The 18896-nt window shown below is 58.9% G+C and carries 16 protein-coding genes; 13 read left to right on the top strand and 3 right to left on the bottom strand.

The features are described from left to right. Positions 1 to 14 precede the first annotated feature (14 nt). The 3 genes from zupT to KG007_RS11045 all read right to left on the bottom strand — a co-directional run bounded on the left by zupT (position 15) and on the right by KG007_RS11045 (position 3092). The gene (zupT, locus tag KG007_RS11055; RefSeq protein WP_195458617.1) at positions 15 to 818 is read right to left on the bottom strand and encodes a zinc transporter ZupT; all 804 of its coding nucleotides are present in this window, start codon (positions 816 to 818) and stop codon (positions 15 to 17) included. A gap of 203 nt (positions 819 to 1021) precedes the next feature. After that, positions 1022 to 1891 carry an HAD-IIA family hydrolase gene (locus KG007_RS11050; protein ID WP_213348893.1) on the bottom strand — a complete coding sequence of 290 codons (870 nt, stop codon included), beginning with the start codon at positions 1889 to 1891 and terminating at the stop codon, positions 1022 to 1024. A gap of 4 nt (positions 1892 to 1895) precedes the next feature. Further along, positions 1896 to 3092 carry an FN3 domain-containing metallophosphoesterase family protein gene (locus KG007_RS11045; RefSeq protein ID WP_213348891.1) on the bottom strand — a complete coding sequence of 399 codons (1197 nt, stop codon included), beginning with the start codon at positions 3090 to 3092 and terminating at the stop codon, positions 1896 to 1898. Between the two features lie 231 nt (positions 3093 to 3323). Between KG007_RS11045 and KG007_RS11040 the strand changes: the two genes are divergently transcribed. The 13 genes from KG007_RS11040 to pyrB all read left to right on the top strand — a co-directional run bounded on the left by KG007_RS11040 (position 3324) and on the right by pyrB (position 18858). Continuing rightward, complete coding sequence (locus KG007_RS11040; RefSeq protein ID WP_213348889.1) at positions 3324 to 4712, top strand: sn-glycerol-1-phosphate dehydrogenase; 1389 nt, start codon at positions 3324 to 3326, stop codon at positions 4710 to 4712. A 110-nt stretch (positions 4713 to 4822) separates the two neighbouring features. Next, complete coding sequence (locus KG007_RS11035; RefSeq protein ID WP_213348887.1) at positions 4823 to 6271, top strand: MFS transporter; 1449 nt, start codon at positions 4823 to 4825, stop codon at positions 6269 to 6271. A 137-nt stretch (positions 6272 to 6408) separates the two neighbouring features. Next, positions 6409 to 7182, top strand: a complete 774-nt coding sequence (locus KG007_RS11030) for a DeoR/GlpR family DNA-binding transcription regulator (protein ID WP_195458612.1) — start codon at positions 6409 to 6411, stop codon at positions 7180 to 7182. Between the two features lie 414 nt (positions 7183 to 7596). Then, positions 7597 to 8853 (top strand): dihydroorotase, encoded by a 1257-nt coding sequence (locus KG007_RS11025; RefSeq protein WP_213348885.1) that lies wholly within the window; start codon positions 7597 to 7599, stop codon positions 8851 to 8853. Between the two features lie 21 nt (positions 8854 to 8874). After that, positions 8875 to 9966, top strand: coding sequence for a glutamine-hydrolyzing carbamoyl-phosphate synthase small subunit (gene carA / locus KG007_RS11020; protein ID WP_195458610.1), 1092 nt, complete (start codon positions 8875 to 8877; stop codon positions 9964 to 9966). Beyond that, a complete protein-coding gene (gene carB, locus KG007_RS11015) occupies positions 9959 to 13141 on the top strand; it encodes a carbamoyl-phosphate synthase large subunit (RefSeq protein WP_213348883.1) in 3183 nt (1060 codons plus the stop codon). Before carA ends, carB begins: the two co-directional genes overlap by 8 nt. 80 nt (positions 13142 to 13221) lie before the next feature. Then, a complete protein-coding gene (locus KG007_RS11010; RefSeq protein ID WP_195458608.1) occupies positions 13222 to 13962 on the top strand; it encodes a dihydroorotate dehydrogenase electron transfer subunit in 741 nt (246 codons plus the stop codon). Continuing rightward, complete coding sequence (locus KG007_RS11005) at positions 13956 to 14867, top strand: dihydroorotate dehydrogenase (RefSeq protein ID WP_195458607.1); 912 nt, start codon at positions 13956 to 13958, stop codon at positions 14865 to 14867. Before KG007_RS11010 ends, KG007_RS11005 begins: the two co-directional genes overlap by 7 nt. A 2-nt stretch (positions 14868 to 14869) precedes the next feature. Next, on the top strand, positions 14870 to 15574 hold the full coding sequence (gene pyrF, locus KG007_RS11000; protein ID WP_213348881.1) for an orotidine-5'-phosphate decarboxylase: 705 nt from the start codon (positions 14870 to 14872) through the stop codon (positions 15572 to 15574). A 28-nt stretch (positions 15575 to 15602) separates the two neighbouring features. Further along, the gene (locus KG007_RS10995) at positions 15603 to 15863 is read left to right on the top strand and encodes a thioredoxin family protein (protein WP_213348879.1); all 261 of its coding nucleotides are present in this window, start codon (positions 15603 to 15605) and stop codon (positions 15861 to 15863) included. Then, a complete protein-coding gene (locus KG007_RS10990) occupies positions 15864 to 16949 on the top strand; it encodes a S41 family peptidase (protein WP_213348877.1) in 1086 nt (361 codons plus the stop codon). 9 nt (positions 16950 to 16958) lie between these two features. Further along, positions 16959 to 17588, top strand: a complete 630-nt coding sequence (gene pyrE, locus KG007_RS10985; RefSeq protein ID WP_213348876.1) for an orotate phosphoribosyltransferase — start codon at positions 16959 to 16961, stop codon at positions 17586 to 17588. A gap of 184 nt (positions 17589 to 17772) precedes the next feature. Then, positions 17773 to 18858, top strand: coding sequence for an aspartate carbamoyltransferase (gene pyrB / locus KG007_RS10980; protein WP_213348874.1), 1086 nt, complete (start codon positions 17773 to 17775; stop codon positions 18856 to 18858). Positions 18859 to 18896: the final 38 nt, after the last annotated feature.

Genomic DNA, 18896 nt, shown 5'->3' with positions numbered 1-18896 from the left:
TCTTAATTGTCTGATTATGCCAGCATAATCAGACTTACGGCCATCAGCGCCATTCCGGCCACTACGCCGTAGATAGAGATGTGTGCTTCGCCGTATTCACGGGCTGCGGGCAGCAGTTCGTCGATCGAGATGAAGACCATGATGCCCGCTACCCCGGCCAGGATGCAGCCCATCAGCGTCGGCGACATGAAGGGAGTCAGCACCAGCCATGCCAGCACGGCCCCGACCGGCTCGGCGAGGCCCGAGAGCAGCGACAGCCGGAAAGCCTTCTTGCGGTCGCCCGTGGCGTAGTAAATCGGGATCGAGACGGCGATGCCTTCGGGGATGTTGTGGATGGCAATGGCTACGGCGATCGCGACGCCCAGGGTCATGTTGTCCACCGCCGCCGTGAAGGTGGCGATGCCTTCCGGGAAGTTGTGGATGCCGATGGCCAGCGCCGTCATCACGCCCATGCGCATCAGTTTCGGGTTGCGGGGCTGATGATCCATCTCCTCGACGCGGTGGGCTTCGTGGGGATTTTCGAACGAGGGAACCAGCCGGTCGATAATGCCGATCAGCAGGATGCCTGCGAAGAAACTCGCCACGGTGACGATCGTGCCCGTATGTCCGCCCCATTCGGCCGAGAGGGTCGTATTCGCCTGCTGGAACAGCTCCACGAACGAGACGTAAATCATCACGCCGCCCGACAAGCCCAGCGAGAACGACAGCAGCCGCTTGTTGGTGCGTTTGGCGAAGAAGGCGATGGCGCTGCCGATGCCCGTTGCGAGGCCCGCGCCGAGCGTCAGCAGCAGGGGAATAAGTATGTTGTGTTCTTCCATGCGGATCGTTTCGGTTTGTTTTGCAAAAACAGTACAAACAGCCGGACATGTCCGGGTTTGCTTCAGGCAAAGATAGCAAAGGATGCGAAAAACCGGGCCTCGAAAGACCCGGTTTTTTCTGATAGAGCTATTGTTATAACTTATTGGACTTTATTGGATGCCCTCTTCCGGCGTTTGCCGGGGCATTTCGTTCCGCCGTCGGGCTATTTATGCGCCTCGCGGATCAGTTCGCCCAATACCTCGATGCTGTCGGCCGTGATGTGGGGCTGCGGTTCGGCCTGGTCGGCCACGTCGAGCGTCGTCTCGCCCGAGAGCACCAGCACGCCCATCGCCCCGGCATTGTGGGCCATCTGGACATCGGTGTAGATGCGGTCGCCGACCATGGCGATTTCGTAGGGCTGCAACCCGTGGCGGGTGAGGATGCCCGAGAGCATATTCGGGTCGGGTTTACCCAGCGTAATGTCCGGGCGGCGTCCCGTGGCGTGTTCGAGGCACGCGCAGATCGAACCGCAGTCGACCAGCACCGTCGGCAGGTCGGTGGGGCATACCCGGTCGGGGTTGGTGGCAATGTAGGGTACGCCCTGCTTGATCCACCACGCTGCGCGGCACAGCCGTTCGTAGCAGAGCGTCATGTCGAACGCCGCCACGATCACGTCGGGTACGTCGTCGGCCGAATCGGCGCACGATTCGAAGCCCGCAGCCTCGAACTCCGAGATCATCGACGGCGTGCCGAGCAGGAACAGCCGCTTGGCCGCGGGGTAATGGGTCTTGATGTAATCGATGGTGGCCAGCGCCGTGGTGTACATCTCGTCGCGCGAGGCCTTGATACCCAGCGTTTCGAGCTTGTGGAGGTAGTCGGCGATGCATTTCGAAGGGTTGTTCGTCAGGAACGAATAGCCGATTCCCTGCTCCTTGAGCCCGTGCAGGAAAGCCTGCGTGTAGGGAAACAGCGACATCCCCATGTAGATCGTGCCGTCCATATCGAGCGCCACGTGGCGGATGCGGCGCAGGCGTTCCGTCAGTTCGTCGTGCTCCCAGACGGAGCGGTATTTGTGAAAGGGCTTGTTTTCCATGTTGTTATCTGGTTTTTTTGTCGATGTGGTGTTGCTTGATCACAGCGCCCGCGGTGTCGACCACCTTCAGGTCGATGCCTTTCGGGCCGGCCGACACGCGGAGACAGTCGTTGTTCGAATTGACGAGGATCGGGAAGTCCACTCCGCGGCTGTCGTCGTCGATCCAGAAGTAACGGTGGTAGTGGCCGCAGAGCATCAGGTCGATGCCTTTGCCGACGAGCTCCGGCACGAAGAGTTTGCGGATCTGCTGTTCGCCGTACCAACTGTCTTCCTTGCCCGGGATCATGTGGATCAGCACGATGCGTACCGGAGCCGTCCGGAATTCATCGCTCGCCACGACGCCCTTGAGCCATTCGGCCTGCTGCTGGCGGTAAGCGTCCCAGTCGCCCAGTCCGTAGTATCGGAGATCGTTGTCGGGTTTGTCCTCGCAGCCGTCGAGTACGATGAAAAAGGCCGGTCCGCGCCGGAACGTGTAGTAGGTCTCTCCGGTCGGCGTGGGGAAGTAGTCGAGCCAGTGACCGGCATAGGAGCCGCGGTGTTCGTGGTTTCCGTGCGTCACGACGAGCGGAATGCCCGCAGGGGTGAGAATCTTCGATGCCGACGAAAGACAGGCATCCCAGAGCGTCTGTTCGTTTTCGGTTTGGCTGGCCAGGTCGCCGTTCAGGCAGACGAAATCCGGCTGCGCCTTGGGAGCGTCCTTGATCAGGAGTTGGAAAACGGAATCGCGCGAGTGGATGTCGTTGACCATCCAGAAATCGACGCGCTGCTGCGCCGGATCAAGCGTCTTGATGGTGTATGGCTTCTGTCTGTATACTTCGCTGCCGTCCCCGTCGTCCAAAATGGTCCTCTTGTTGCCTTCATCTACGAAGATTCCCCGCTGCATGATGCGGTAGCGATAGGTCGTGCCGGGCTGAAGGCCGCTCACACGCACCTGGTGCATACGTCCCACGACGTGGCGTCCGAGGTGTGAATTGTAATATTTCGGTCGGTCTGTCGAGTAGAAGTGCGAGCCGTCCATCGGGGCTACTTCGACCCATCCCATGGCGTCGGCCTTCGAATTCCAGACGACCGTGAAACCGTCTTCGGTGACGTTTAATACATAAGGTCCGTTGGCGATGCGTGCCGTAGGCGGCATGGCGGGCTGGGCGAAGGAGGCGGCTGTCAGCAGGAACGCGCCCAGCAGTAGGGTAAGTCGTTTCATGGTGAAAGTTTTATCGATTGGAGTTCCAAAGGTATGTTTTTATTTTCTTTTATCCAATTTTTCGTTTTGATAATTCAAATGGAAATCAAATAGCATATAAAAAGAAAAATTTTGCGTTGTTTATGATTGGTAAAAGGAAAATAATGTCTATATTTGCCTTTACTTTGGGGAAACTGAAATCACCCTGCGGGGTTTCGTTTGTGAAAACATTAAAACAAAACAGATAGTAATATGAATAAGGTAGAAAGTGCCCTTCAGCGCACGACCGACACCAAGGCACTGGTAATCGGTGTCGGCACTCTTCCTCGTACGGCGGAGATGTTCAACGAGTTGTTTCCCGGCTGCCGCGCCGTTGTGGTTGCCGATACCAATACATGGCGTGTCGCCGGCAGTGAGGTGCACCGCATCCTCGCCGATGCGGGTATCGCGCAGGACGAACCGCATGTTTTCACCGATCCGAAACTTTATGCCGAATGGTCGTTCGTCGAGGAGCTGGACGGTGTGCTGGCAAAGACCGGCGCCATTCCCGTGGCTGTCGGTTCGGGTGTGATCAACGACCTGACGAAGCTCTGTTCCCACCACAACGGCCGCCGGTATATGGTGGTCGGCACGGCCGCTTCGATGGACGGTTACACGGCCTATGGCGCTTCGATTACGAAAGACGGCAACAAACAGACGTTCGACTGCCCGGCTCCGCTGGGCATGGTTCTCGACCCCTCGATCTCGGCCGCTGCGCCCGCCAAAATGTCCGCTTCGGGCTATGCCGACCTGATCGCCAAGATTCCCGCCGGGGCCGACTGGATGCTCTCCGACGCGGTAGGTTCCGAGGCGATGGACGACTTCGCTTTCGGGCTGGTACAGGATGGACTGAAAGAGGCCCTGAGCGATCCCGCAGGCGTGCATGCAGGCAATGTAGAAAAGGTCGAACAGTTGGCCGAAGGGCTGCTGCTGAGCGGTTTCGCCATGCAGGCGACGCAGTCGAGCCGCCCGGCTTCGGGGGCAGAACACCAGTTCAGCCACCTCTGGGATATGGAACACCTGCGTTTCAACGGCGCTTCGGTATCGCATGGTTTCAAGGTCGGCATCGGTACGCTTGCCTCGACGGCGTTTCTCGAAATGCTGCTCGACGCTCCTGTGGAACAACTGGACATTGAGAAGTGCGTCGCCGCATGGAAATCGTGGGACGAGACCGAAAAGGATATCCGCGCCATCTTCGACAACGATCCTGAGTTCGTGGCCCGCGGCCTGAAGGAGACGCGCGACAAATATGTGGATAAGGAGGGTTTGCGCGACCAACTCACGCGATTGAAGCAGGCATGGCCCGCGCTGCGCGAACGCATTCGCCGTCAGATTATCCCCTTCGACGAGGTGCGCCGCCGCCTGGAATTGGTCGGCGCTCCCTACGAACCCGAGCACATCGGCGTTTCACGCGCCCGGTTCCGCGGAGCATTCGAGAAAATTCCCTACATGCGCAGCCGCTATACGGTCATCGACACGGCTTTCCGCTGCGGATGGATGGAGGAGTGGCTCGACCGTCTGTTCGGCAAAGGCGGTATCTGGGCGGTCGAAAGCCCCGGGCAAGGTCACGAAGAGCCGGCCCTTGCGGCTTCCCGCAAGTAGTCCGGTCCGTAAACTTTGGGTAGTAAATCGGAAAAAACGCAGAAATAATTTAGATTATCGCACCGAAAGTTGTATATTTGGCTTCTGAAACTACTAACTTTCATTTCGAAATGACATCTGAACAAACCAAGCGCTTCAAGTATTGGCAGATGCGCACGATCATCGCAACGATGGTCGGTTATGCGCTCTTCTATTTCGTGCGCAAAAACTTTTCGCTGGCCATGCCCGGTCTGGAAGCCGATCTCGGTATTTCGAAGACGAGCCTCGGTATTTTCCTCACCCTTAACGGCCTGATCTACGGTTTTTCACGTTTTGCCAACGGTATTCTGGCCGACCGCATGAACGCCCGCTGGTACATGGCCATCGGCCTGGCGTTGTGTGCGCTGGCCAACTTTGCGTTCGGTTTCGGCGAGGACGTGTCCTATTGGATCACGGGCCAGCACGACGGCAGTCAGTTCGGCAATACGATGATTCTCTTCATGGGTGTCATGTGGGTCATCAACGGCCTGTTGCAGGGCACGGGATTTCCTCCCTGTGCGCGCCTGCTGACCCATTGGATTCCGCCCACGGAACTGGCGACGAAGATGTCAGTCTGGAATACTTCGCACTCGATCGGTGCGGGTCTGGTGGTGATTCTCTGCGGTTATATCATGGGTACGCTGGGTACTAACATGACGGGCGATCCCGATGCTGTGGCTTCGATTGCCGCCAATCTGGGCGTTCAGCCCGGCGACGCCGAGGGCATGGAGCGCGTGATGGAGTCTGCGGCGCACGTCGGGGCGTGGAAATGGTGTTTCTGGATCCCTTCGGCGATCGCTTTCGCGGGAGCCATCGGCCTGGTCGTCTTCCTGCGCGACACCCCGACTTCGGTGGGGCTTCCCGAGTTGGAGGGAACCGAGACCAAACAGGTGAAAACCGAAAAGAAGGGCGCCGAGCACAAGGCCTTCCTGATGAAATACGTCTTCAAGAATCCGCTGATCTGGATTCTGGGCTTCGCCAATTTCTTCGTTTATATCGTCCGTTTCTCGGTGCTCGACTGGGGACCCTCGCTGCTGAGTCAGTCGAAGGGTGTCTCGATGTCGCACGCCGGATGGCTCGTGGCGATGTTCGAGATCGCCGGAATCCTCGGCATGCTCTTCGCCGGCTGGGCGACGGACAAATGGCTCAAAGGCCGTGCACACCGCACCTGCGTCTTCTGCATGGCGGGGGCCGCATTGTTCGTCTTCCTCTTCTGGCAACTCCCTGCCGACGCTCCGATCTGGCTGCTGTTCACTACGCTCTGCGCCGCCGGATTCTGCATCTACGGCCCGCAGGCGCTGATCGGCATTGCCGCCGCCAACCAGGCTACGAAGAAAGCCGCCGCTACGGCAAACGGCCTTACGGGCTTGTTCGGTTACGCTTCGACGCTCGTTTCGGGCGTGGGACTGGGCTTCGTGGCCCAGCACTACGGCTGGAACTGGGCTTACATCGGCATCCTCGGTATGGCCGTTGTGGGTATGCTGGTCTTCCTGCTGATGTGGGGCGCCAAGGCCGACGGCTACGAAGCCGAGATGGAATAACGAAAGTTCCATTTTAGATGATGATACGGACTTCGGTCCGGGAGGGTCCGGCCCGTGATGGGTTTCGGACCCTTTTTTTGCGAAGTCCGAATCTTTTCTTATCTTTGTTTTTATAACTGTTTAAATTTCCAATCGATATGCTGAGCATTGCCGAACGGCACAAATACATCCTCGACAGCCTGAACAAACACGGCTTTGTCCGGATTACCGATGTCGCCAACGAACTGGGTGTTACGAAGGTGACTATCCGCAAGGACATCAAAATCCTCGAAAGCAAAGGTCTATTATATAAGGTACACGGCAGCGCGCGCCCCGCAAACCCCCATGTCGCCGACCTCGACGTGCATGTGAAGGACAATATCAACCGCGACTCCAAGCGGCGTATCGCCCAGCGGGCCGCAGAGATGCTCAACGAGACCGACTCGATCATCGTGGCTTCGGGTTCGACGGTCTACGCCTTCGCCGAGGAGATCAAGATGCGCATGTGGCATCACCTGAACATCGTCACGCCGTTCCTGCGGCTGGGTGTACTGCTCAACGAATCGGAGAACGTCAACGTCGTGCAGCTGGGAGGCACGGTGCACAAGAAATCGCTGTCGGTGCTGGGCGAGGAGGCGGCCCGTGAACTCGATGACTGTATCTGCTCGAAGGTCTTCTTCGGCGTGGACGGCATCGACCCCGAACACGGCATCACGACCTCGACGATCGACGAAGCCAAACTCACGCGCCGGATGATGCATGCCGCTTCGCAGGTGATCGTGCTGGCCGATTCGTCGAAATTCGGACAGCGCGGTTTCGGCCGCATCTGTGCTCTGGAGGACATCGACGTGATCGTCACCGACGACCGGATTCCCGAGCCGATGGTTTCGATCATTGAAGAGGCGGGCGTCGACCTGGTCATTGTCAAATAGGGCTGGCTCAGGCCTGTTTGATCGGAAGTTGTGCCGGGGATCGCGCTTGTCGCTGCGTCCCGATGCGTTTGCGGGCCTTGAGCCCGAATGCAGGCGCGTCGGCTGGATTGCCTGCCGGGAGGCGATGGGATAATGCTTTCGGACCGCCGTATGCAGGGTGCGGGCGGTGGGGTGTGTATGAATTGTTGAAAAAAATTTCCGGAAAAGTTTTGCATGCCCGGCGAAAATGCCCTATCTTTGTGCACAATTATAGCGACACCTAAATCCTATGAATTGTAAACCCAACATAGCATCGGCGCAAGCGTTCTGGCAGCAGGATTACTGGTCGGGTTTCCAGTCTCCGAAAGATTTAGGTATTATTGTTTTATTAGGGTAACTGTTTTAGTTGCCCTATTTTTTTGTGTCCAGCGACGAATGAAGACATTTTATACCAACGCGAAGATTTTCCGCAACAGCCGTTTCGAGCCGGGGCAGTTCGCCGTCGAGGGGGGCCGCATCGTGGCCGCCGGGGAACCGCAGCCGGGCGACCGGGTGGTGGACCTCGGGGGCAAGCACCTCGTGCCGGGTCTCGTCGACGTGCATGTACACCTGCGCGAGCCGGGTTTTTCGCAGAAGGAGACCATTGCGACGGGTACTGCCGCCGCCGCCCGCGGAGGGTATACCACGGTCTGCTCGATGCCTAACCTGAATCCGGCTCCCGATACGCCCGAGACGCTCGAAAAGCAGTTGGAGATCATCCGCCGCGACGCCGTGGTGCGCGTGAAACCCTACGGGACCATTACGATGGGCCAGCGCGGATGCGGCGAACTGGTCGATTTCGCAGCCTTGGCCCCGGAGGTCGTCGGATTCTCCGACGACGGCCGCGGCGTGCAGTCGGCGGAATTGATGGAGGAGGCGATGCGCCGGGCCGCAGCCGTCAGTAAGCCGGTCGTGGCCCACTGCGAGGTCGACTCCCTGCTGCGCGGGGGGTATATTCACGATGGCGTTTACTGCCGCGAACACAGACATAAGGGTATCTGCTCCGAAAGCGAGTGGCAGCAGGTCGAACGCGACATCGCGCTCGCGGAAAAGACCGGCTGTCAGTACCATGTCTGTCACGTTTCGACCAAAGAGAGCGTCGGGCTGGTGCGGCAGGCCAAGGCCCGCGGACTGCGTGTAAGCTGCGAGACTGCGCCGCACTACCTGCTGTTGTGCGACGAGGATTTGCAGGAGGAAGGGCGTTTCAAGATGAACCCGCCGCTCAGAAGCCGTGCCGACCGGGAGGCGCTCGTTGCAGGCATCCAGGACGGCACGATCGAGGTCGTAGCCACGGATCATGCGCCCCACACCGCCGAAGAGAAGTCGCGCGGGCTGGCCGGGAGCGCCATGGGCATCGTGGGGCTGGAGACTGCCTTCCCGCTGCTCTATAAATACCTGGTGCTGGAAGGGGTGATAACCCTCGAAAAACTCATTGCCCTGATGTCGGTGAATCCCCGGCGGATCTTCTCGCTCGAAGGGGGTGTGGAAATGGGCGACGCTGCCGACTTTACGGTGCTGGACCTCGGGACGGAGTATGCGATAGACCCCGAAACGTTCCTTTCGAAAGGGCGCGCCACGCCTTTTGCCGGATGGGATGTCCAAGGACGCGCCGCGCTGACGGTGGTCGGCGGCAGGGAAGTTTATAACGGATAACTACGAATCAAACAGATAAGGATGAAAGCATTTACGAAAAAAATTGTCTTGGAGAACGGTCGTGAGTTCTACGGATACGGTTTCGGAGCCGATCGCGAGGCTATCAACGAGATCGTCTTCAATACCTCGATGGTGGGGTATCAGGAGATCATGTCCGATCCGTCGTACACGGATCAGATGGTCGTGATGACCTACCCGCTGATCGGCAACTACGGTATGACCGACGAGGACTACGAGACCAAAACGCCGACCATCGGCGGTATGATCGTGCGCGAGTACAACGACTCGCCGTCGAATTTCCGCTACACGAAGACGCTCAACGAGGTTTTCGAAGAGCACGACATTCCGGCTATCTGGGGCGTGGACACCCGCGCCCTGACGCGCATCATCCGCGACGAGGGGAGCCAGAAGGTGCTCATCACCGATGCTGCGACGCCCCACGGGGAGGCTATGCGCAAACTGGGCGAATACGTCACCCCGCACGACATGGTTTCGCGTGTAAGCTGCCGCAAACGGTGGATGTCGCGCGTTCCCAACCACCAGTACGACGTTGTGGCTATCGACTGCGGTATCAAGAACAATATCATCCGCCTGCTGAACCGCGTAGGCTGTAACGTGACCGTCATGCCGTACGACTCCACCGTGGAGGAGATCATGGCCTTCCATCCCGACGGTCTGGTGCTTTCGAACGGCCCCGGCAACCCCGAGGACGTGACGCCGGTGATCGAACTGGTGAAGCGGCTTCGCGGCAAACTGCCTATCTTCGGCATCTGCATGGGCCACCAGTTGATTTCGCTCGCCTACGGCGCGAAGACTTTCAAGATGAAGTTCGGCCACCGCGGCGCCAATCATCCCGTGAAGAATCTCGTGACCAACAAGATCGAAATCACGAGCCAGAACCACAGCTATGCCGTGGATGTCGATTCGCTGTCCGGCACGGGGCTTACGCTGACGCACGTCAACCTGCTCGACGGCACGGCCGAGGGCGTAGAGTGTGTTGCCGACCGGGTTTTCTCGATGCAGTATCACCCCGAGAGCGCTTCGGGTCCGCAGGACAGCGCTTATTTGTTCAAGAAGTTCACTAATATCATGGAGGAGTACAAAAATGCCTAGGAGAAAAGATATCAAGAAGGTTCTGGTCATCGGTTCGGGTCCCATCGTCATCGGACAGGCCGCCGAGTTCGACTATGCGGGTACGCAGGCGTGCCTCGCGCTCAAGGAAGAGGGCTACGAGGTGATCCTCGCCAACTCGAACCCCGCTACTATCATGACCGACACCCATATCGCGGACAAGGTCTACATGGAGCCGCTGACGCTGGAATACGTTGCTAAGATCATCCGTTTCGAACGTCCCGACGCCATTGTCCCGGGACTGGGCGGCCAAACGGGTCTGAACCTGGCGGTTCAACTTGCCAAGAAAGGCATCCTGAAAGAGTGTCAGGTCGAAATCCTGGGCACTTCGTTCGAGTCGATCGAGCGCGCTGAGGACCGTGAACTGTTCAAGGAGCTGTGCGAATCGCTGGGCGAACCGGTGCTTCCTTCGCATATCGCCATGTCGATCGAGGAGGCCGTTTCGGTCGCCGAGCAGATCGGCTATCCCGTGGTGCTGCGTCCGGCCTATACCCTCGGCGGTACGGGCGGCGGTTTTGCCGACGACGAGGCCGAACTGCGCGAGATGATGCGCAACGCCCTTTCGCTCTCGCCCGTACATCAGGTGCTCATCGAAAAGAGCATCAAAGGCTATAAGGAGATCGAGTACGAGGTGATGCGCGACCACAACGATACGGCCATCTCGATCTGCTGCATGGAGAACATCGACCCGGTAGGCATCCACACCGGCGATTCGATCGTCGTTGCCCCGAGCCAGACGCTCACCAACAAGGAGTTCCAGATGCTGCGCGACTCGGCGCTGAAGATCATCCGCGAACTGAAGATCGAAGGCGGCTGCAACGTGCAGTTCGCGCTGGACCCCCTCTCGTTCAAATACTACCTGATCGAGGTCAACCCCCGTGTGTCGCGCTCCTCGGCCCTGGCGTCGAAGGCTTCGGGCTATCCCATCGCCCGTGTCAGCGCGAAGATCGCCGTAGGCCTCACGCTCGACGAAATCCGGATCGCCAACACCCCGGCCTCGTTCGAGCCCACGCTGGACTACATCGTAACGAAGGTCGCCCGCTTCCCCTTCGACAAGTTCTCCGACGCGTCGAACAAACTCGGCACGCAGATGAAGGCCACGGGCGAGGTGATGTCGATCGGCCGCACGATGGAAGAGTCGCTTCTGAAAGCCATGCGTTCGCTCGAAACGGGCGTCTGCCACATCTACCACAAGAAATTCGACAAATGGTCGAACGACGACCTGCTGGCCTATATCAAGGAGGGCACGGACGACCGTCTTTACGCCATTTCCCAGTTGATCCGCAACGGCGTCGACCTGGCACTGATCTACAACAACACCAAAATCGACATGTTCTTCCTCGAGAAGTTCAAGAACATCGTCGAGTTCGAGAACGTCGTCCGCGCGAATCCGATGGATGTCGAGACGCTCCGCGCCGCCAAGCGCATGGGCTTCAGCGACAAGTTTATCGGCCAGTTGTGGGGCCTTTCGCAGCGCGACATGTATCTCCTGCGTGAGAAAAACAACATCTTCCCGGTCTACAAGATGATTGACACCTGCGCCAGCGAGTTCGCCTCCTACGTGCCTTATTTCTACTCGACCTACGAAGAGGAGAACGAGTCGATCGTCAGCAACAAGGAGAAGATCATCGTGCTCGGTTCGGGTCCGATCCGTATCGGTCAGGGCGTCGAATTCGACTACTCGACCGTGCATGCCATCTGGTCGATCCGCGCCGCGGGCTACGAGGCCATCATCATCAACAACAATCCCGAGACCGTCTCGACCGACTATACCACCAGCGACAAACTCTACTTCGAGCCGCTGATGGTGGAGGACGTGATGAATGTCATTCACCTCGAAAAACCGAAGGCCATCGTGGTGTCGCTCGGCGGACAGACGGCCATCAACCTCGCCGAGCCGCTCTCCGCGCTGGGTGTGCCCATCATCGGAACCGACACCCAGGCGATCAAGAACGCCGAGGACCGCGGCTGCTTCGAGAAGATTATGGAGGAACTGGGCATTCCCCAGCCCGAGGCCGAGGCCGTGACCGACATCGAGTCGGGCGTGAAGGCGGCTGCACGTATCGGTTATCCGGTGCTGGTGCGTCCGAGCTACGTGCTGGGCGGACGCGCCATGCAGATCGTATCGAACGAGGAACGCCTGCGCCACTACCTCCAGACCGCCGTGGAGATCGACGTGGACCAGCCGGTGCTGGTCGACCGCTACATCATGGGCAAGGAGTTGGAGGTGGACGCCATCTGCGACGGAAAGGATGTCTTCATCCCCGGCATCATGGAGCATGTCGAGCACACGGGTATCCACTCGGGCGACTCGATCAGCGTTTACCCGACTTTCAGCGTGAGCCAGAAAGCCAAGGACAAGATTCTCGATTATACGGTGAAATTGGGTCTGAGGATCGGCATCGTCGGCCTGTATAACATCCAGTTCATCGTTGCCGGCGAGGACGATGTCTATGTCATCGAGGTCAACCCGCGTTCGTCGCGCACCGTGCCCTTCCTCTCGAAGTCGACGGGTGTGCCGATGGCCCATATCGCCACGCAGGTGATTCTGGGCAAGTCGCTGCGCGAGCAGGGCATCACCGAGGTCTACGGCAAGGAGAAGGAGCGCTGGTATGTCAAAGCCCCGGCCTTCTCGTTCGCCAAAATCCGCGGCATGGACTCCTACCTCTCGCCCGAGATGAAATCGACGGGCGAGGCGATCGGCTACGACGACAAACTGACGCGTGCGCTCTACAAGGCATTGCAGGCTACGGGCATGCACGTTTCGAACTACGGAACGATCTTCGTGACCATCGCCGACCACGACAAGGAGCAGGCGCTGCCGCAGGTGAAGCGGTTCTACGACCTGGGCTTCAACATCGAGGCGACGACCGGGACCGCCGAGTTCCTGCGTGCACACGGTATCCGTACCCGTACGCGCCGCAAGCTCAACGAGGGCAGCAACGAGATCATCGAAGCGCTGCGCCAGGGCCATGTAAGCTACGTGATCAATACGATCGACATCAATCAGCACAACACGCGCCTCGACGGTTACGAAATCCGCCGCACGGCCGTCGAGAACAACGTGACGGTGTTCACGGCGCTCGAAACGGTGAAGGTGCTGCTCGACGTGCTCGAAGAGATTACGCTGCGGGTTTCGACCATTGATTCAAAATAAAATTCCGACGGCGACCCCGCGGAGACCGACATGCGGATGGTTTTGGCACTTTTGCCGGATCAAAAGTGTCGATGAAAATTATGTATAAAAAGGATACTTACAAAATTCTCACGAACGAGCCGCTGACCGACGCGGTCTGGCGGATGACCCTGGCGGGCGATACTCAATGGATCGCTGCGCCGGGGCAGTTCGTCAATATTGCATTGGAAGGCAAGTACTTGCGCCGTCCTATTTCAGTCTGCGATTACGATGACAGCTCGATTACGCTGATCTACAAGGTCGTAGGCGGTGGAACCGAACAGATGAGCCGCATGGCTCCGGGCATGCAGCTCGACCTGCTGACGGGCCTGGGCAACGGATTTTCGACCGGCAACGACGCCCGGCGGCCTCTGTTGGTCGGGGGCGGCGTGGGCGTGCCGCCGCTCTACAACCTGGCCAAGGTGTTGCTCGCCGCGGGTAAACCCGTGCAGGTGGTGCTGGGGTTCAATACGGCCTCGGAGGTCTTCTACGAAGAGGAGTTCCGCTCGTTGGGCTGTGAAGTCACCGTCGCTACGGTCGATGGTTCGCAGGGCGTCGAAGGTTTCGTCACCACGGCCATTGCCGAAAAGGAACTCGACTTCGACTATTTCTATGCCTGCGGGCCGCTGCCGATGCTCCACGCGCTTTACAACGCGACGGAGCAGGACGGCCAATTGTCGTTCGAGGAGCGCATGGGGTGCGGATTCGGCGCCTGCATGGGCTGTTCGTGTAAAACCAAATACGGCTACAAACGCATCTGCAAGGAGGGGCCTGTTCTGGAGAAAGGAGAGATCATATGGTAGACACATCGGTCGAACTGTGCGGCCTCAGACTGGATAATCCGGTCGTGCCGGCCAGCGGAACCTTCGGCTACGGCAACGAGTTCCGTGAATTTTACGACATCAACGTCCTCGGGTCGTTCTCGTTCAAGGGTACGACGCGCGACGCGCGCTTCGGCAATCCTACGCCGCGCATCGCCGAGTGCGGTGCGGGCATGATCAATGCCGTGGGTCTGCAAAATCCCGGTATCGACGCCGTCATCCGCGAGGAGCTGCCGCGGCTGAAGACTTTTTTCCGAAAACCCGTCATTGCCAATATTTCGGGTTTCTCGGTCGAAGAGTATGCCTATTGCTGCGAGCGGATCGACAAACAGGAGCAGGTGGGCATCATCGAAGTCAACGTCTCGTGTCCTAACGTGCGGCACGGCGGCATGTCGTTCGGGACCTGTCCCGACGCCGCGGCCGAAGTGACGAGGGCTGTCAAGGCGGTGACGACCAAACCCGTCTTCATCAAACTCTCGCCCAACGTTACGGACATCGTGTCGATCGCCCGGGCGTGCGAAGAGGCCGGGGCCGACGGCATCTGCCTGATCAATACGCTGCTGGGCATGCGCATCGACGTTGCCCGCCGCCGTCCGGTCGTCGCCAACACGATGGGCGGATTTTCGGGCACTGCGGTCTTCCCCGTCGCCCTGCGAATGGTCTATCAGGTCGCCAAGGCCTGCCGGATTCCGGTCATGGGGTGCGGCGGCGTGACGACAGCCCGCGACGTGATCGAAATGATGATGGCCGGTGCTACGGCCGTGCAGGTCGGGGCTGCAAACCTGGTAAACCCCTATGCCTCGAAGGAGATCGTCGAGGCCCTGCCCGGCGAAATGCGGAAACTGGGCATCGAAAAACTGAGTGACATAATCGGAATAATCGAATAAACATGCAACGCGACGTAATTATAGCCTGCGACTTCAAGTCGGCGGAAGATACTTTCCGGTTTCTCGATCTTTTCAAGGACGAGGAGCGTAAACCTTTTCTGAAAATCGGCATGGAACTCTTCTACGCCGAAGGACCTTCGATCGTGCGCGAGATCAAGCGCCGGGGACATAAAATTTTCCTCGACCTGAAGCTCCACGACATTCCCAACACGGTGAAGAAAGCGATGTCCGTGCTGTCGCGGCTGGATGTGGACATGTGCAACGTCCATGCTGCCGGAACGATCGAGATGATGAAAGCCGCGCTCGAAGGCCTTACGCGCGAGGACGGCACGCGGCCCCTGCTGATCGCCGTGACGCAGCTTACCTCGACGAGCGAGGAGCGCATGCGCAGCGAACTGCTGATCGACGCTTCGATCAACGACACGATTGTGAAATATGCGCAGAACACCAAGGCCGCAGGGCTGGACGGCGTAGTCTGCTCGCCGCTCGAAGCCGGCATGGTGCACGAGGCGTGTGGAAAAGAGTTCTTCACGATCACTCCCGGCGTGCGTTTTGCAGATGGGGACGTAGCGGACCAGGTGCGCGTCACGACGCCCGCCCGCGCCCGTGAGATCGGTTCCGACTTCATCGTCGTGGGCCGCCCGATCACGGCTGCCGGGGACCCTGTGGCGGCCTACCGCCGGTGCGTCGCCGAGTTCGTCGGATAACGGACAAACCTTTTAAAACAAGGAAGATATGAAACCGGTAAAACTTTTCTACCTGCAATCGTGCCCCTTCTGCAAGAAGGCGCTGCGCTACATCGAGGAGGCCAAAGCCGCCCATCCGGAACTGGCAGCCGTCAATATCGAGATGATCGAGGAGTCGGAGCAGCCCGACGTGGCCGATACGTTCGACTACTATTATGTGCCCACGTTCTATGTGGACGGCGTGAAGGTCCACGAGGGCGGCATCTATCCCGAGGAGGTGGAGAAGATTTTACGCTCGGCACTGGAGTAGATGAAGCCCTTGCTGCGTGTTCTGTCGTTTGTCGCGGCCCTCGTCGGCCTGCTGTCTGCCGGGGCGCAAACTCCGGCTGCGGGGGATTTCGACTACGCCGTCGATGTCGTGGAGCGTGCCTATGCGGGCTATCCGGACAAGACCGCAGGCCGCAGGGCGGAATACGGGGCGCTGAAAGAGCGGCTGCAACGCGGGATCGCTTCGGGGCGCGACACGTATGACGCCATTGCCGAATATCTCGGCTGGTTCGACGATTCGCACCTCGGAACAGCCGGCGTGCGGACCTATCGCCCCAAATCGATCCGCCGCAATCCGGATTACGCCGGGCAGATGAAGTGCTATGCCCCGCAGTTCACCCACTGCCGGGTGGATGCCGACACGTATCTGATCCGTTTTCCGTCGTGCGATCTGACCGACGCTGAAACAGTCGGTGTGCAGGCGGCGGTCGAGGCTTATCTGGCTTCGGGCTGTGAGAATCTGGTCCTCGACATTCGCGGCAACGGCGGCGGGAGCGACAGTGCCTATGAACCGTTGCTCAAACTGCTCTACGACCACGAAGGAGTGGAGGATGCCATGGAATACCGCGTTTCGGATCTGGCCATCGCCCATGTGAGGGAGTTCGCCGGGGATACGGAGCGGGGACGTGCGAAGATCGCACGGATGGAGCGGACTCCGGCCGGGGAGTTTCTGACGGGCGGGGCGAAGACCTACCGGATTCGTTACGATTCCGTGTCGCCGCGGCCCCGCCGGGCGGCGCTGCTGATCGACGGTTCGGTCGGCTCGTCAGGTGAGCAGTTGGTGCTTGAAGTCCGGGCCGGCAGCAGCCGGACGACTGTTTACGGGCAGGACAACACGCTGGGATGCCTCGATTACTCGAACTGCGAGATTCTTTATTTCCCGCAGGACACGACGCGCTGGATGATGCTCCCCACGACTCGTTCCTGCCGGGTTTCGGAAGGCCGCGGGATCGACTCCGCGGGCATCGCTCCCGACGTGCGGATTATGCTGCCGCTGCCCGAAACGCTGACCGACAACGTCGACGAATGGGTACGTTGGGTGGCTGAAGATTTGAAAACCAAAAACTGAAAAAATAATATGGAGAAGTCTATTGCAAAAGACCTGCTGTCGATCGGTGCGGTATTCCTGCGTCCCGAACAGCCTTTCACCTGGGCGAGCGGTATTAAAAGTCCGATCTACTGCGACAACCGCCTGACACTTACGGCTCCTGTGGTACGTAAACATGTCGAGGCGGGCCTTGCCGAAATCGTCCGCACGAAATTCCCCGAAGCCGAGGTGCTGATGGGAACTTCGACCGCCGGAATCGCCCATGCGGCCATCACGGCCACCATCCTCGACATGCCGATGGGCTATGTGCGTTCGGGTTCGAAGGACCACGGCCGCGGCAACCAGATCGAGGGTAAACTCGAAAAGGGCCAGAAGGTCGTGGTGATCGAGGACCTCATTTCGACAGGAGGTTCGTGTATCGAGGTGGTCAACGCCCTGCGCGAAGCCGGAGCCGAAGTGCTCGGTGTGGCGTCGATCTTCACCTACGGCATGAAAAAGGGTCTCGACCGCATGAAGGAGGCGAATGTGATCAATTACAGCCTTTCGAACCTCGACGCGCTTGTGGAAGTGGCCGCCGAGGAGGGGTATATCAAGCCCGAGGACAAGGCCCGGTTGATTGCATTCCGAAACAATCCGTCGGACGAAAGCTGGATGAGATAATCGTTTGCCGTGATCTCACGGCATCTTCCGTAGATCCTTTGCGTGCCGCGAACGGGAGATACGCCTTGTATATCCCGTCCGCATCCCGCTTCTCGATCTGCGGAATCTGCCGCACGCTGACGACAAACACCGAGGCTCTGAAAGCAGAATTAGGTGAAAACCCGAAACTTTAGAATGAAAACCTATGCGACACTTAATTGATCCCACCGACCTCACGGTACAGGAAACCGAGCAGATCGTAGCCCTGGCGGAGGATATCATCGCCAACCGCGCCAAATACAGCGAGGCGTGCAAGGGCAAGAAGCTGGCTACGCTCTTTTACGAACCTTCGACCCGTACGCGCCTGAGCTTTACTTCGGCGATGCTCGAACTCGGGGGACAGGTCATCGGCTTCTCCGACGCCAACTCTTCGTCGGTGTCCAAGGGCGAGACGGTGGCCGACACGGTACGTGTGATCCGTTGCTTCGCCGACATCATCGCCATGCGCCACTTCAAGGAGGGCGCGCCGCTCGTAGCTTCGCAGTATGCGGGCATTCCGGTTATCAACGCCGGTGACGGCAGCCATGCCCATCCGACGCAGACCCTTACGGACTTGCTGACGATCAAGCGCGAAAAAGGCCGCTTCGACAACATGACGATCGGGTTCTGCGGCGACCTGAAATTCGGCCGCACGGTCCACTCGCTGATCAAGGCGCTGTCGCGTTATTCGAATATTAAGGTGATCCTGATCGCTCCCCAGGAGCTGCGCCTGCCGGACTACATGCTCACCGAGATGGCCGAGAACTCGAAACTGGAGTTCCGCGAGGTCGAGACGATGGAGGAGGTGATGCCCGAGCTGGATATTCTCTACATGACGCGTGTCCAGAAGGAGCGCTTCCTCGACGAAGAGGAGTTCGACCGCGTGAAAAACAGCTTCGTGCTCGATCCCGAGAAACTGACGACTGCCAAAGAGGATATGATCATCCTCCATCCGCTGCCGCGCGTCAACGAAATCACGCGCGCCGTGGACAACGACCCCCGTGCCGCTTATTTCCGCCAGGTCGAGAACGGTAAGTTCGTCCGGATGGCGCTGATCTACACGCTGCTGCGCTGGGCCGACGAGAACAAACCCTTCGAGCATACCCCGGTCTTCGGCGAACAGTATGTCGTCAACGAATACGAATGCCCCAACCGCCGTTGCATCTCCGCTTCGGAGGATGTGGACCTGCTTTTTCACCGCCAGGCGGACGGAACCTGCCGCTGCGCCTACTGCGAAGCGAAAGCCAGGTAGCTTTTTTACCGTTTCAGCGCGCGCCCGATACCGCATAT

The organism is Alistipes montrealensis (genome assembly GCF_018362775.1).
Taxonomy (GTDB): Bacteria; Bacteroidota; Bacteroidia; order Bacteroidales; family Rikenellaceae; genus Alistipes; species Alistipes montrealensis.
Note: the sequence above shows the minus strand (reverse complement) of the source record. Positions and strands in the feature narration are given on the sequence as shown.

Bases quoted from the DNA above. Each gene is read 5' to 3' on its own strand.
- zupT (WP_195458617.1), bottom strand. From the start codon at position 818: ATGGAAGAACACAACATACTTATTCCCCTGCTGCTGACGCTCGGCGCG.
- KG007_RS11050 (WP_213348893.1), bottom strand. From the start codon at position 1,891: ATGGAAAACAAGCCCTTTCACAAATACCGCTCCGTCTGGGAGCACGAC.
- KG007_RS11045 (WP_213348891.1), bottom strand. From the start codon at position 3,092: ATGAAACGACTTACCCTACTGCTGGGCGCGTTCCTGCTGACAGCCGCC.
- KG007_RS11040 (WP_213348889.1), top strand. From the start codon at position 3,324: ATGAATAAGGTAGAAAGTGCCCTTCAGCGCACGACCGACACCAAGGCA.
- KG007_RS11035 (WP_213348887.1), top strand. From the start codon at position 4,823: ATGACATCTGAACAAACCAAGCGCTTCAAGTATTGGCAGATGCGCACG.
- KG007_RS11030 (WP_195458612.1), top strand. From the start codon at position 6,409: ATGCTGAGCATTGCCGAACGGCACAAATACATCCTCGACAGCCTGAAC.
- KG007_RS11025 (WP_213348885.1), top strand. From the start codon at position 7,597: ATGAAGACATTTTATACCAACGCGAAGATTTTCCGCAACAGCCGTTTC.
- carA (WP_195458610.1), top strand. From the start codon at position 8,875: ATGAAAGCATTTACGAAAAAAATTGTCTTGGAGAACGGTCGTGAGTTC.
- carB (WP_213348883.1), top strand. From the start codon at position 9,959: ATGCCTAGGAGAAAAGATATCAAGAAGGTTCTGGTCATCGGTTCGGGT.
- KG007_RS11010 (WP_195458608.1), top strand. From the start codon at position 13,222: ATGTATAAAAAGGATACTTACAAAATTCTCACGAACGAGCCGCTGACC.
- KG007_RS11005 (WP_195458607.1), top strand. From the start codon at position 13,956: ATGGTAGACACATCGGTCGAACTGTGCGGCCTCAGACTGGATAATCCG.
- pyrF (WP_213348881.1), top strand. From the start codon at position 14,870: ATGCAACGCGACGTAATTATAGCCTGCGACTTCAAGTCGGCGGAAGAT.
- KG007_RS10995 (WP_213348879.1), top strand. From the start codon at position 15,603: ATGAAACCGGTAAAACTTTTCTACCTGCAATCGTGCCCCTTCTGCAAG.
- KG007_RS10990 (WP_213348877.1), top strand. From the start codon at position 15,864: ATGAAGCCCTTGCTGCGTGTTCTGTCGTTTGTCGCGGCCCTCGTCGGC.
- pyrE (WP_213348876.1), top strand. From the start codon at position 16,959: ATGGAGAAGTCTATTGCAAAAGACCTGCTGTCGATCGGTGCGGTATTC.
- pyrB (WP_213348874.1), top strand. From the start codon at position 17,773: ATGCGACACTTAATTGATCCCACCGACCTCACGGTACAGGAAACCGAG.